The following is a 13,589-nucleotide window of genomic DNA, read 5'->3' as shown; positions in this document are numbered from 1 at the left end:
CCACCCCCGCGGGCAAGGCCATGCTTACCCATCTGCAGCAGCAGGCACAACGGCTCGACGCGACATCGCAGCCCGGTCCGCCGACCGGTTCGCCGGCCGGGAGCTGACCGTGATCACACTGGACCGTCTGGTGAACGTGCTCGGCGGGTACGGCGTGCGGCTGTGCAACCGGCCCCAGGCACGCGCGGGCGTGGAGGCCGCCGCGCCGACCATCGCCCCAGTAACGCGCGTCGTGCGCGACTCAGCTTGCTGAGGACAGGATGAGCTTCACGGGGATGTTTCCCGTGACGGCCTTGGAGTAGGGACACTTGCGGTGGGCGGCCTCCAGCAGCGCCTCCCCGGTCTCCGGCGGCACGTCCGGAGCAGTGACGACGAGCTCGACGGACAGGTCGAAGCCAGCGCTCCCGCCGGCGATCGTCACCCGCGCCTCTACTCGGGCGTCGCGCAGCTTGACGCGTTGAGCGCGGGCGACTGAGTTCAGGGCCGACAAGAAGCAGGCTGAGTACCCGGCGGCGAAGAGCTGCTCGGGGTTGCTGACGTGCCCGCCGGCTCCGCCCAGGCCTTCGGGGAGTCCTAGGTCGAGCTCGATCAGGCCGTCGTCCGAGCGGACGCTTCCGGAGCGTCCGTCACCGGTGGCGAAGGCGTGGGCGGTGTAGCTGAAGGTGGTCATCCTTAGTTCCCCTTGACGAGAGTGAGTAGTTCTTTCACGGCTTGTGGCGTCGCCCTGGCGAAGGTCCCCCCGCGAGAGACCGGAGTTCCCATCGCTCGCGTGATCGCGACGGACGCCTCCGCCTGCCGGACCGCGAGCAGGGTCGGGTTCGCCACCAGCGCGCCCGGCACCTCGACGTGGTCGCGGGCGCTGAGCAGGGCGAACAGGCCCCCCGCCGACATCACGACATCGACACCGCTCTCCTGGACCATGGTGATGGCCAGCGAGACGAACGTGTCCTTGATCGACTGGTACGCCGCGTCGTCGTCGTAGGCTGCGACCGCCTGGTCAGGTGTGATCCGCAGCGGCCGGACGTCGACGACCCGGGACGACAGTCCGTAGCGTGCTATCTGCTCGCTGTGCCACGAGAGGTACACGGGGTCGAGGGTGACGAGGCCGATGCGGCCACCCAGCATGCAGGCCTGGAGCATGCTGGCTTCGCCGTGCCCGATGACCGGGATGTCGACGGCCGTCCGCGCCTCGTAGAGACACGCGTCCTGGAAGTGGCCGACCAGGACGGCATCGAAGCCCTCCTCGGCCGCCGCGACGATGCCGGCGACCGACTGAACGCCACAGCGCAACTCGCTGAGCCTGCCCAGCTGGGTGTCGGCCGGGCTGATCCCGCGCACCTCGTAGGTGACCCCGGGCGCGGCGATCTCGGTGAGGTAGGCCTGCAGCCTGGAGAGGTATGGCTGGTGGACGGTCGGGTCGGTGAAGCTCTGGTACAGGATCCGGGAGGGAGGGTTGCTCATCGTCGGCTTCCGGGTGGCGGGGGCAGGTCAGGGTCAGCGAGGAGCAGGACCTTGCCACGGTGATGGGATTGCTCGAGGAGGCGGTGAGCGTCGGCGGCCCTCTCGAGCGGGAGGACGGCGTGGGTGGTCGGGACGATCGCGCCGCTCTCGTACAGCGGCCACACGTGCTGCACGAGGTCGGCGATGATCTGGTCCTTCTCGTGATCGGGCCGCATCCGCAGACCGCTTCCGGTGAGCGTCAGGTTGTTCCTGAGCAGCGGTTCGAGGTCGATCGGGGCTTTTGCGCCGCTCTGATGGCCGATCACGACGAGGCGGCCGCCGCGGCCCAGCACCTGCAGGTTTCGTTGCAGGTAGTCCGCGCCGACGATGTCGAGCACCACCGCGGGACGGATGCCGCGATCGCGCAACTCGTCGGCGAAGTCCTGCCGACGGTGATCGATCACCAGCTCGGCACCCAGCCCCTCGACGAACCCGGCCTTGTCGGGCGAGCCGACCGTGGTCGCCACCCGTACGCCATGGGCGGCGGCGATCTGCACGGCCGTCGCACCGATACCGCTGGCGCCGCCGTGCACGAGCAGCCAGGACCCCGGTTCGAGTTTGCCGGGCATATAGAGGTTCGACCACACGGTGGCGGTGGCCTCCATCAGCCCGCCGGCGTCGACGATGGAGACACCGGCGGGGACCGGCGCCAGGTGGGCGGCCCGCACGGCGACGTACTCGGCGTACCCGCCTCCGGGGAGGAGCGCACACACCCCACGGCCGAGCAGGTCGTCCCCAGCACCGTCACCGACCGAGACCACGACCCCGGAGACCTCGAGGCCGAGGTCGGCGACCGCTGCCGCGCCGGGGTAGTTGCCGGCTCGTTGCATGAGGTCGGCCCGGTTCACGCCTGCCGCGACGACGCGCACCAGCGCTTCACCTTGCGCAGGTCGTGGAACGGCGCGCTGCGTTGTCGTCAGGACATCTGGCCCGCCCGGCCGGCTGGCAACGACGGCTCGCATGTGCTGCGGGAAGGAGGCCACGCTCACAGTGCCACGCACACATTCGTCGTCTCGGTGTAGAAGTCGAGCGAGTGACGGCCACCCTCGCGGCCGATGCCCGACAGTCCCATGCCGCCGAAAGGCGATCGCAGCTCGCGCAGGAACCAGGCATTGGCCCACGAGATTCCGGTCCGCATCTGGGCTGCGACCCGGTGAGCACGACGGAGGTCGGACGTCCATACCGCGGCCGCGAGCCCGTAGTCGGTGTCGTTCGCCCGCCTGACTGCCTCCTGCTCGGTGTCGAAGGGCATGAGCGCTGCGACGGGACCGAAGATCTCCTCCCGGACGACCCGGTCGTCGTCGTTCAGTCCCGTCCAGAGGGTCGGCTCGACCCAGAAGCCTTCGTTGAGAGCACCGCCCGGGGCGGCTGCCCGTCCTCCCGTCAGGGTCTTGGCACCCGCCTGCTCGGCGAGGGCCACGTAGTCGAGGATCTTTTTCTGGTGAGCCCGTGAGATCACCGGGCCGGTCGTCGTCGTCGGATCCGAAGGCGCTCCCAGACGCAGGGCCTCGGCCGCGGCGACGAGCCGCTCCGTCACCTCGTCGAAGACCGGGCGTTCGATGTAGACGCGCTCCGTGCACAGGCACACCTGCCCAGTGTTGGCGAACACGGAGCGGGTCAGCCCGGCGACTGTGGCATCGAGGTCGGCGTCGGCGAAGACGAGGGCTGCGTTCTTCCCCCCGAGCTCAAAGGACACCGGGCGGATGCGGGGTGCGACGGTCTTCGCGATGCTGGCGCCGGTCGCCGTCGACCCGGTGAAGGTCACGCCGTCGATGCCCGGGTGGCTGGTGAGGTGCTCGCCTGCCGAACCGGTGCCGAAACCGTGGACGACGTTGTAGACGCCGTTCGGCACGCCCGCCGCGGCGAGCACCTCGGCGAGCAGCGTCGCCGAGCCCGGTGTCTCCTCGGACGGCTTGACGACGATGGTGTTGCCGCACGCCAGCGCCGGCGCCAGCTTCCAGGTCAGGAGGAGGAGCGGGAGGTTCCACGGCACAATCGCCGCCACGACGCCCAGCGGCTTGCGGACGGCGTAGTTCAGCGCTTGCCGGCCGTCGTCCAGGTCCTGGAGGTAGGACTCCGCTCCTTCGGCTCCCATGACATCAGCGAAGGCCCGGAAGTTGGCGGCCGAGCGGGCGATGTCGAGCGCGCGAGCGCCTGCTTCGGGCTTGCCGGTGTCGGCGACCTCGGCGGCCAGGAGGTCGTCGGCGCGCCGGTCGATCTCGTCCGCGACCCGGCGGAGCAGGGTGCAGCGCTGCTGGACCGTCGTCCGGCCCCAGGGGCCGTCCAGTGCCGCGCGCGCTGCCCGGACCGCCTGGTCGACGAGGGCGGCGTCCGCCTCGTGCACCCAGGCGACCTGTTGGCCGGTCGCCGGGTCGATGTCGGCGAACGCCTCCGAGCCGTCGATGAATCGACCGTCGAGGAAGTTCTTGTACTCACGCATGGGATGTCCGTTGTGTCGGGGCCGAGTCAGGAGCCGTCGGCCGGGGACGAGGTGGCTGGCGGTCCCATGCACCGTCGGTTCCGCGGCTGCGGAGCTCCGGCTTCCGGACCTTGCCGTTCTCGGTCAGCGGGAGGGCGTCGAGCCGGATGAGGAATCGGGGGATGGCGTACGCCGCGAGGCGCGGGCCGCAGAACTCGACCAGGTCCTCGAAGTCGAGCTGTGCGGCTTGCTTAGCGACGACCGCCGCCATGACCTCCTCCTCGCCGAGCTCGGAATCGACGGCGTAGACCGCCACCTGCGCCACGGCGGGGTGCGCGCGGAGCACGTCCTCAACCTCCACCGACGAGATGTTCTCGCCGCGACGCCGGATCACGTCCTTGATGCGATCCACGAACCGGATGGATCCCCCTGCCTCCACGCACACACGGTCGCCGGTGTGGAACCACAGGTCCTGCCAGGCGGCGGTGGTCGCTTCAGGCATCCGGAAGTAGCCGGACGCGAAGGCGAAGGGCTGGTCGCTGCGCAGCAGCAGCTCACCCGGGGTACCGGGCGGCACGTCGGCACCGTCGGCGTCGACCACCCGCATGTGGAAGCCCGGCTGCAGTGTCCCGATGCAACCCGGTCGTTCCTTGCCCGGCCGGGTGGCCACGACCGCGTTGGTCTCGGTCGATCCGTAGCCGTCGAGCAGCGCGACGCCGAAGCGCTCGCGGAACGGTGTCAGCAGCCGGCCCGGTGTCGCCGGCGACAGCGCGAGCCGTACCCGGTGGGCGCGATCCAGGGCCGACGGCGGCTGGCTGTCGAGGATGCCCACCATGGCGCCGAGCAGGTAGGTCACGGTGGCGCCGCTGTCGGCCATCTGCGACCAGAACCGGGATGCCGAGAAGCGGCCGCCCAGGACGTAGGTCGCGCCGCTGACCATGGCCTGGCTGAAGGCGTTGAGGGCGTTGGTGTGGAACAGCGGCAGGCAGGTGTGCAGCACGTCGTCCGGCTGGATCCCGATCTGGTCGCTGACATTGTTGCCCCACCACCAGAACTGCGCGTGCGGGCACACGACTCCCTTGGAGACGCCGGTCGTGCCCGACGTGTACAGGATCGCGGCGGGGTCTGCGGGGGCGACGAAGGCCGGCGATACCGGGGCCTGCATGGGCTCGGTCCGGTCACCGAGGACCCACCTCGCCTGCAGGTCCGGCAGAGCCGGGAGACTTTCGAGGTGAGGTTCGAGGCTGGCCTCGACGACCAGGAGCCGGGCTTGTGAGTTCGCCAGGATGTGGTGCAGCTGAGCCCCCCGGGCGGCGGTGTTGATCGGGACCGCGACCGCACCCAGCCAGGCGGCACCGAGCACGAGGTCGAGGAGCTCCACACGGTTGGCGGTGAGGAAGGCGACTCGTTCGCCCGCGGTGACGCCGCGGGCGGCGAGCGCACCCGCTGCGCGCGCCACCGCCTCGGCCATCCCGGCCGCCGTGCGGTGAACGTCGCCGCAGACGAGGGCAGGAGCGTCGGGCGTCAGCGCCGCCCGGGCCAGCAGCATCCCGGGGATGGTGCACTCACGCAGCGGTGTGTCCCGCGGCAGGCGACGGGGGTCGTCGCCGGCGTGCGTGGGATCCGGGACGAAGGCCGCGGGGCCCGGCGTGGCAGGAGATGTCGTGAACGGCAGTTCCCCATGCGGGGGAAGGTCCTCGGGTTCTCCGATCAGCCGCGCGACGACCCGCAGGCCGGCCGCGCACTCGACGGTGAGGAGCGTCGTACCGTCGCTGGTCCGCGTGGAGGCGACGACCCGGCCCTGCTCGACGCTCACCTCGACGAAGTCGTCGGCGCCGCACCCGGGACACAGCAGGCGCCGGGGGAAGTAGTGCTTGCCGCAACCACCGCAGCGCTGGACGTGCAGGCTCATGCGACCGCCTCCAGCACTGCCACGTTGCCGCAGGACCCGTGCCTGTAGAGCACCATGCCGTAGCCCGTGACCACGCCGATCCGGGCCTCGACCTGCCGGCCGAAGGCGCGCCCGCGCAGTTGCTGGACGACCTCGACCAATCCGTGCATGCCGCCCCCGGCTCCCGCCTGGCCGGCGGAGAGCTGGCCGCCGGACGTGTTGACTGGCAGACGCCGGGTTGCTATCTGCTCGGCGACGACGGCCCGGATCGCTCCGGGGTTGGTCACCCCGAGGTCGACGAGCTGGGACAGCACCATCGCCGGGTAGTCGTCGTACACGCTGATCACGTCGGCGTCGGCCGGCGCGACACCCGCGCGGTCCCAGGCGGCGGGGGCGCAGGCGGCGACCGCGGTCCGGATGCCGTCGCCTGCCTGGTCGTCGGCGTTGTAGGCGGTGGTGACCGCCAGCACCCGGGCGCGGCGACCCGTGGCCCGCTCCTCGCCGGCGACCACGACGGCGTCGGCGCCCGTCACCGGCGGGACACAGTCGAAACGCCCGAGAGGTGACGCGACCAGGGGCGCTTCGAGGTACTCCTCCAGCGTCATCGGCGCGCGGTACACCGCTCCCTGGTTCAGCCCCGCCCAGGCACGCTGGGCGACCACGAGGTCGCCGTAGTCCTTCCGGTCGAGCTGCCATGCGGCCATCTGTCGTTGCGTCAGCATCGCGAATAGGGCGTTCGGCCCGGTCATGGGAAGGTCTGCCAAGTGGTCGACGGTCGCCTGGTTGTAGGCCCTGACCAGCCTGGTGTGGGCGGTCTTGTCCATGGCGTCGCCGGCGACCAGCACGACGACGGACGCGTCGCCGGCTTCGACGGCCCGCACGGCGTGCTGCAGCATTCCGCCGGCGCTCGCGCCGCCGTTGGTGTCCTGCATGATCCAGCGCAGGTTGAGGCCCAGCCGCCAGGCGAGGTCGATGGCGTGGTCCGGGCCGAGGGTGAAGCTGGCGACACCGAGCCCGTCCACGTCGCCCGGTTCGAGGCCGGCATCGAGCAGGGCCCGGACGACTGCGTCACGCAGCACTCCGGCGGTCGTGGTGCCCGCGCCGGGGTGGCGGGTGTAGGGCGACTCGGCGGCGCCGACGATCGCGACGTGGTCGCGGGTGGGGTGAGACATGCATCTCCTCCGGCGGGCCGCGCGCGTGAGGCGTGGCCCGCGCTGGTGGCGGGGGTTGTGGGAGCGTTCGTCAGCGAAGCCGATGGGAAGTGCTCATTTGACGTCCTGATAGAGGTCGCCGGCGTTGAAGGAGGCCTTGATCAGGCCGACCTTGACCATCAGGTTGATGACGCTCTGGACGCCCGCGGCGTCGTAGTCGACCTGGTACTGGGGAAGCCGCATCTTGGCGGCGACTTCCGCGCTCATCTTGGTGTACTTGGGCATCATCGCCGTTGCCACGCCGTGCGGGTCCGCTTCGATGTCGGCGACCGCCTTGGCGAGCGCGGCACGGAAGGCCGCCACCGCGGCGGGCTGGTCCTTCAGGAACGTGGCGGACGTCGCGAACAGGCCCTGCGGCCCCTCTTGGTAGCCGACCAGCCGGATGTCGAGGCTGGCCTGGGTCGCGCTGAGGGTCGGCTCGGTCTGGAAGATGCCGTCGACGTCGCCGGCCTTGAGGGCGGCGGCCATGTTGGCCTGCGGGATCTCCACGTAGGTGACGCTGCTGGGGTCGAGACCCTCCTGCAGCAGCTCGCCTCGGAACCAGACGTCGCCGACGGAGCCCAGCGACGGGGTCGCCATCTTCTTGCCGACCATGTCGGCCGGCTTCTTGACGTCGGAGTCCGCCAGGACGTAGAGACCGGACGCGTACTCCTCAGTCCCTGCGATCGCGGGAGCGGCGATGGTGACCGGAATGCCGCCGGACCGGGCGGTGATCAGCGAAGGGTAGGACACCAGGGCCAGGTCGGTGCTGCCGGAGACCAGGGCGTTGATCGTGGTGGCGCCGTTCGCGGCGGGCCTGAGCTCGACCTCGAGGCCCTCAGCGGCGAAGTAGCCCTTAGCGATCGCGTCGTACACCGGCAGTGAGTCGCCGACCGGAGGAATCGAGAGCGTGACCTTGGTGGGGCCATCGGCTGACGCGGGGGCGTCGTCACCGCCGCACGCACTGGTGGCGCTCGCCAGCAGCAGCGTGAGCGCGAGCACGCCCAATTGTCGCTTGGTGCGCAGGTTCATGGGTGTTCTCCTTCGAAGTTGCTTCGTCGCACATGCCAGGGACGGTCTCGGGCGCCGGGTGCGGACGACCCGCGCCCGGCGTCGTCCGTCAGCGAGAGCTCTCTGCGGTGGACAGGCCACCGGGACTCGCCTCCCGGATCAGCCGGGCCACCTCGCTTCTCGTCTCGACGAACGACGGCTCCTTCCGGGTGCGGATCTGGTCCCGCGGGAACGCGAGCGGCACCGGTACGTCGGCCGTCATGACGGTCGGCGCCTTGCTGAGAGACAGCACCCGAGTGCTGAGGTAGACACTTTCGTCCACGTCGTGGGTGACGAAGAGGATCGTCACGTCGAACTGCTCCCGGACGCGGAGCAGCAGATCTTCGAGATCGGAGCGTGTCTGCGCGTCGACGGAGGCGAACGGCTCATCCATCAGGAGGAGCTCCGGCCGCATCGCCAGCGCCCGGGCGATGGCGACACGCTGCTGCATGCCGCCCGAGAGCTGCCAGGGGTACTTGTCGGCTACGTCGGCCAGGCCGACCGCGGCCAGCGTCTCGGCGGTTCGTGAACGCCGCTCGGCCTTCGCGACCCGGCCCAGGAGAGGGAACTCCACGTTGGCGCCGACGCGCCGCCAGGGAAACAGCGACGCCCGGTAGTCCTGGAAGACCATGGCGAGGCCTCGGGGCACGCCGGTGATGACTTCCCCCGACAGCGCGATCGTGCCGTGCGTGGGTCGGAGCAGACCGGACAGGGTGCGCAGCAACGTGGTCTTGCCGCAGCCGGACGGGCCGACGATCGAGGCGAACTCGCCGCGCCGGACCTCGAAGTTGATGCCGTCGAGAACCGTCTGGTCCCCCTGGCGAGTGCGATAGGTGTGCCGGAGGTCTTCGACCTCCAGGAGTGCGTGCGACATCGTGGAGCCTTTCGGGCCGGGTTAGTCCTGGACTGACATCTGAAGGCGGTGCCAGCGAAGGACACCGGACTCGATCCCCGTCAGGACGAGGTTGGACAGGTAGCCGAGCAGAGACAGGGCGACGATGAACGACCACATGGGGAGGAACTGGAAGGAACGCTGGGCCTGGGTGAGACCGAATCCGATGCCGTCAGAGGCCGCGACCAGCTCCGAGGCGATGAGCAGGATGATGCCCAGCGATGTCGAGACGCGGATGCCGGCGAAGATGCCCGAGCTGGCCGAGGGCAGGATCACCTGGAACAGGACGCGCACCCGTGACACCCGCGCCACACGAGCCGTCTCGACATAGCCCTCCGGCGCTCGCCGTACGGCGCTGTAGGTGTTGAAGAGGATCGGCCACACGGCACCGAAGGCGATCAGCGAGACCCGCATCGTCGTCCCGGTCCCGACCAGGACGAGCGCCAGGGGAAGGAGCACCGGCCCCGGCAGGGCCCGCATGAAGTGCAGGATCGGCTCGACGATGTGGGCGACGACCGGGATCCGGCCGAGGAGCACTCCGAGCGTGATGCCGATCGACCACGCGATCAGGAGGCCGATGAGGAGCCGTTCGAGACTCGGTGTGATGTCGACGAAGAAGGCGTCGGTCACGATGCCGCCGGACAGCCCGTCGGAGAACCATCGCTCCCGCAGGTCGTCGAAGATCTGCAGCGGTGTGGGGAAGAACAGTGATGCGGAGCGTGCCGCCGCGAGCTGCCACGCGAGCAGCAGCAGGGCCGCGGCGCCCCAGCCCACGGCGATGCGAAGGACGCGTTCGTTGCCCTTGACCGGGGTGTTCACGAGTCCTCCCGGTGCGCCCAGCCGGCGAAGCGGCGCTCGAGTGCGGTGACTGCGGCGTTGACCAGGAGCCCGAGTGCTCCGGCGATGACGACGCCTGCGCAGACGGTGTCGATTCCGCCCGGGAGCATGCTCTGCTGGAGCAGCCAGCTGCCGAGCCCGTCGCGGCTCCCCCCGATGAACTCCGCGCCGACGCACAGGATGAGCGCCACGGAGACAGTGATCCTCACACCGGTCAGCACCGAGGGCACGGCGGAGGGCCATACGACGCGGAGGGCGACCGTTCGCTGTGACCAGCCGAACGAGCGTGCGGTGGCCCGCGCCGTGCCGTCCGTGGAGTGAACGCCGTGAATGGTGTTGACGAGCAACGGCCAGACGCACCCGAGGGCCACCACGACCGCCTTCATCTCCAGTCCCTGACCGGCCACGAGCACCAGCAGAGGGACCAGCCCGACAGGTGGCAGTGGCCGGAGCAGCTCGACCACGGTGGCGGTGGCCGCGTGCAACCGGTCGGAGAGGCCGAGCACCAGTCCCGCCGGGACCGCGATCACCACGGCCAGGGCGAAGCCGACGAAGGCCGCCCACAGCGTGGCGCCGATCTGGCCGAGGAAGGCCGGGTCGCCGAGGAGTTCGGCCGAGCTCGCCAAGGTCGTCGACGCGGCGGGCAGCACGTCGCGGGGCAACAAGTCGTACCTGGCGACGACCTCCCACAGGGCGAGGAAGCCCAGAACCCCTGCCACGCCGCGTGCCGCGATGATGGAGCGTTCGATGATTCGGTCACTGCGAAGCACCCGCTCGTGAGGGCGCGTGTTGCCGTCGCCGGTGCGTGAGGTCACGCTGACGGTCTCGGTCTCGGTCGCGGTCAGCGCCACTGGCTGCCTGCTCTCCATGTCTCCTCCAGACCTCGCATTCGGCTCAGTGGCCGAATGCCTCCTGCAGCCACCACGAGCCCTCGCGCGAGAGCACCTTGGCGTCGATGATCATCGGGCGGCTCGGGCCGGACGAGATCCAGTCCTTGACCGGCGCGAGGTCTGCCACCTCCCGGACGGTGATCGCCTCGCACCCGTGGCCACGCGCGATCGCGGCGAGGTCGCTGTCGGGGAAGACCACGGCGTCCAGTGGCGGGCCGTCGAATCCGAAGTGGTGCACCTCGGCGCCGTACATGGCGTCGTTGTAGATCACCACGATAAGGGGCACCGCGAGCCGGACCGCGGTCTCGAGCTCGGTGATCCCCATCAGGAATCCGCCGTCGCCGACGCCGACGACGGGCAACCGGCCAGGTTGGGCAAGCGCGGCGCCGAGGCCGGTGGCCAGGCCCAGCCCGACCGACTGGAACGCCTGGGTGAAGCAGAAGCCGTACTCGTCAGGGACGTCGAGGTACATGCTCGGGTAGCCCAGGAAGTTGCCCGAGTCCACCGACACGATCCGCTCGCTGGGAAGGAGCCGGTTGAGCTCCATCGACAGGGTGCGGGGATCGATCCGCCCGTCGGCCGACTGGTCGGTGAAGTCCACCTGGTTCCAGCGCAGCGAGGATCGGATGCGTTGACCCACTTCGGGCGTGCGGTAGCCGCGACGGTCACCGCCAGCCGTGTCACCCAGGGCCGCCGTGGTGGCGCGGGCGGTTTCCGCGACGCCGCCCCACAGGCCCAGATCCACGTCGCGGTTGCGGCCGATGGCCTCAGGGTCGATGTCGACCTGGACGACCTTGGCGTGCTCGCCGATCAGCTTCCCGTGCCGCATCGTCCACATGTTCAGCGCACATCCGAAGCCGACCACGAGGTCCGCACCGCTGACGAGCTCGGCGGTCAGCGGAGAGCTGAAGCCGCCGGACACGTCGATGCCCCAGGGGTCGTCGTTGAAGAGTCCCCGCGCGACGGCGGACGTGGCGAGCAGCGCGCCCGAGGCAGCCGCCAGCTCCCGGAGCGCCTCCTTCGCGCCGTCCGCCCGGCTGCCGCGCCCGGCCACGAAAACCGGCCGCTCGGCGGACCGGATCAGCTCGACGAAACGAGCGATGTCCTCGGGTGCGGGCTGGGGCAGCCCGAGGGGCTCGAACGTGCGCCGGCGCGCATGGGCCGGCAGCTCCATGTCCTGGACGTCGATGGGAACGTTGAGCACCACGGTGCGCTGCTGGTGCTTGCAGGCCGCGTAGGCGCGGGCGACGTCCACCAGAGCCGTTTCGGGCGAGCGCACTCGCATGGCGAGCGCTCCGGCGCCCTCGGCCATGCCGGCCTGGTCGATGAAGAAGTTGGAGGTGGGCTCGGTCGCCTCGGCGGTCAGGACGAGCAAGGGCGTCCTGCTCTTGGCCGCTTCGGCGATTCCGGTGAGTGCGTTGGTGTATCCGCAGCCCTGGTGGAGCGAGAGGACGGCGACCTCGCCGGACATCCGGGCGTAGGCGTCGGCCATCGTGGCCGCTCCACCTTCGTGGCGGGCCGCGACGAACCGGGCGCCGTGCTCCATGAGCGCGTTGGTGTAGTGGAAGTTGCCGCTGCCGACCACGCCGAAGGCGGCCCGCACTCCAAGTTCGGCGAGCTGCTCGCCGATCGCTTCACGAACCAGCATCAGTTCACCTCCGAGGCGTTGCCGGGAACCAGCGCGAGGACGCGAGCAGGGCTGCCCGACCCGCCCACGATGGGGAGCGGGGCGACAACGATCAACGTGCCTGTCAGGGGGAGGAGGCCGAGGTTCTGCAGCTGGGTGACGCCGTACTTGCCCGCGCCGAGGAGGTAGGTGTGCACGGGAAAGGCCGGATCGAAGCCGAAGGCCTGGCCGGCGTCGGTGCCGACGGTCTCGACACCGAACCCGACGATGTCGCTCTCGTCAGCCAGCCACCTGGCGCATTCCGGCGTCACGCCCGGGGTGTGCGGTCCGCGGTCGTCGGCGTTCAGGAACAGGTCCTGGTCGTGGGACCGGGTGGCCCAGCCGGTGCGGTAGAGGAGCCAGCCTGCCGGCAGCGCTCCGTGCGCGCGCTCCCACGCCTGCACGTCCTCGACGGTGAGCAGGTAGTCAGGGTCCTGCGCGACCTCGGCGGTCTTGTCGATGACCACGGCGGGCCCGACCAGGCGCTCTGTCGGCACCTGGGCGACGTCGCCGTGCTCGATGCCGGTCACCCAGTGGCAGGGCGCGTCGAAGTGGGTGCCGACGTGCTCGCCGGTGTGAATGCCGTTCTGGTAGGAGGTCTTGCCGCGCTCGTCGTACCTGGCGAGCTCTTCCAGCTCGAAGCGCGGGATGGGGGCCATCCCCTCGGGGAGCGGGAGGACCGGGGTCGACGAAGAGAGCCGCGCCGTCAGATCGACGACGGTGACGGCGCCGGACGCGAGGGCGTCGCTCCAGTTCGAGGGCTGGAGGGCCGGAGAAGCCGGAGGATTCATGCCGAGAATCCTGCGCGGGGTGAGACGTAGACCACCAATGCTAAACCAGGCCTAGGTATAACCCCCAGGGTATGGCGGCGCCCCACGGTATACGCTCACGCCATCGACGGAGAACCCGAGAGGTGGTCATGGTGGTGGAGGCCCAACAGCCGTTCGGCGGTCGACTGAAGTTGCGCCATTTGATCCTCCTCGTGACGATCGCCGACGAAGGGTCCTTCGTGAGGGCCGCCGAGGCCCTCTACGTGTCCCAGCCGGCGGTCACGCGCAGTGTCCATGAGCTCGAGGACCTCATCGGCATGGCGCTGTTCGTGCGCGGGCCTCGAAGTGTGCTCCCCACGACCGCCGGGGAGATCCTGATCGAACGAGCCAGATCGGCGCTGGGAAGCCTTCGCCGAGCGTCCGAGCAGATCGAGGAGGTACGCCACGGAGGCGCGCGGCCACTACGGGTGGGGACCAACCTGGC

Annotated in this window: 14 protein-coding genes; 2 read left to right on the top strand and 12 right to left on the bottom strand. The window is 70.2% G+C overall.

What is annotated here, in order from left to right; all coding sequences use genetic code 11:
- Positions 1 to 109: 109 nt before the first annotated feature.
- Positions 110 to 253, top strand: coding sequence for a hypothetical protein (locus FXF51_RS61700; RefSeq protein ID WP_187415211.1), 144 nt, complete (start codon positions 110 to 112; stop codon positions 251 to 253).
- Here the strand turns inward: FXF51_RS61700 and FXF51_RS60095 are convergent.
- The 12 genes from FXF51_RS60095 to FXF51_RS60040 all read right to left on the bottom strand — a co-directional run bounded on the left by FXF51_RS60095 (position 242) and on the right by FXF51_RS60040 (position 13,126).
- The gene (locus FXF51_RS60095) at positions 242 to 670 is read right to left on the bottom strand and encodes an Ohr family peroxiredoxin (RefSeq protein ID WP_148443816.1); all 429 of its coding nucleotides are present in this window, start codon (positions 668 to 670) and stop codon (positions 242 to 244) included. The genes FXF51_RS61700 and FXF51_RS60095 overlap by 12 nt on opposite strands.
- Before the next feature lie 2 nt (positions 671 to 672).
- Positions 673 to 1,461 (bottom strand): aspartate/glutamate racemase family protein, encoded by a 789-nt coding sequence (locus FXF51_RS60090; RefSeq protein ID WP_148443815.1) that lies wholly within the window; start codon positions 1,459 to 1,461, stop codon positions 673 to 675.
- Positions 1,458 to 2,462, bottom strand: coding sequence for an NAD(P)H-quinone oxidoreductase (locus tag FXF51_RS60085; protein ID WP_148443818.1), 1,005 nt, complete (start codon positions 2,460 to 2,462; stop codon positions 1,458 to 1,460). The genes FXF51_RS60090 and FXF51_RS60085 overlap by 4 nt, the downstream gene beginning before the upstream one ends.
- Before the next feature lie 23 nt (positions 2,463 to 2,485).
- Positions 2,486 to 3,940, bottom strand: a complete 1,455-nt coding sequence (locus FXF51_RS60080) for a 2-hydroxymuconic semialdehyde dehydrogenase (protein WP_148443814.1) — start codon at positions 3,938 to 3,940, stop codon at positions 2,486 to 2,488.
- Positions 3,933 to 5,831 carry an ATP-dependent acyl-CoA ligase gene (locus FXF51_RS60075; protein ID WP_148443813.1) on the bottom strand — a complete coding sequence of 633 codons (1,899 nt, stop codon included), beginning with the start codon at positions 5,829 to 5,831 and terminating at the stop codon, positions 3,933 to 3,935. The genes FXF51_RS60080 and FXF51_RS60075 overlap by 8 nt, the downstream gene beginning before the upstream one ends.
- Positions 5,828 to 6,982, bottom strand: coding sequence for a thiolase family protein (locus FXF51_RS60070; RefSeq protein WP_148443812.1), 1,155 nt, complete (start codon positions 6,980 to 6,982; stop codon positions 5,828 to 5,830). The genes FXF51_RS60075 and FXF51_RS60070 overlap by 4 nt, the downstream gene beginning before the upstream one ends.
- Positions 6,983 to 7,075: 93 nt before the next feature.
- Complete coding sequence (locus FXF51_RS60065; RefSeq protein ID WP_148443811.1) at positions 7,076 to 8,032, bottom strand: ABC transporter substrate-binding protein; 957 nt, start codon at positions 8,030 to 8,032, stop codon at positions 7,076 to 7,078.
- Positions 8,033 to 8,120: 88 nt separating this feature from the next.
- Positions 8,121 to 8,924, bottom strand: a complete 804-nt coding sequence (locus FXF51_RS60060) for an ABC transporter ATP-binding protein (RefSeq protein WP_148443810.1) — start codon at positions 8,922 to 8,924, stop codon at positions 8,121 to 8,123.
- A 21-nt stretch (positions 8,925 to 8,945) separates the two neighbouring features.
- Entirely contained in the window at positions 8,946 to 9,761 is an 816-nt protein-coding gene (locus FXF51_RS60055; RefSeq protein WP_187415210.1) for an ABC transporter permease, read from the bottom strand.
- Complete coding sequence (locus FXF51_RS60050) at positions 9,758 to 10,648, bottom strand: ABC transporter permease (RefSeq protein WP_148443808.1); 891 nt, start codon at positions 10,646 to 10,648, stop codon at positions 9,758 to 9,760. Before FXF51_RS60050 ends, FXF51_RS60055 begins: the two co-directional genes overlap by 4 nt.
- Before the next feature lie 25 nt (positions 10,649 to 10,673).
- The gene (locus FXF51_RS60045) at positions 10,674 to 12,317 is read right to left on the bottom strand and encodes a thiamine pyrophosphate-binding protein (RefSeq protein WP_148443807.1); all 1,644 of its coding nucleotides are present in this window, start codon (positions 12,315 to 12,317) and stop codon (positions 10,674 to 10,676) included.
- Positions 12,317 to 13,126 carry a cyclase family protein gene (locus FXF51_RS60040; RefSeq protein WP_148443806.1) on the bottom strand — a complete coding sequence of 270 codons (810 nt, stop codon included), beginning with the start codon at positions 13,124 to 13,126 and terminating at the stop codon, positions 12,317 to 12,319. The genes FXF51_RS60045 and FXF51_RS60040 overlap by 1 nt, the downstream gene beginning before the upstream one ends.
- Before the next feature lie 128 nt (positions 13,127 to 13,254).
- Between FXF51_RS60040 and FXF51_RS60035 the strand changes: the two genes are divergently transcribed.
- Positions 13,255 to 13,589 (top strand): LysR family transcriptional regulator (locus FXF51_RS60035; protein WP_187415209.1); only part of this gene is annotated, 335 nt, incomplete at its 3' end.

Origin of the sequence: Nonomuraea sp. PA05, assembly GCF_008086045.1 — a bacterium.
GTDB classification, from domain to species: Bacteria; Actinomycetota; Actinomycetes; order Streptosporangiales; family Streptosporangiaceae; genus Nonomuraea; species Nonomuraea monospora.
The sequence above is the reverse complement of the archived record's forward strand: the minus strand, read 5'-3'. Positions and strand labels throughout refer to the sequence as shown.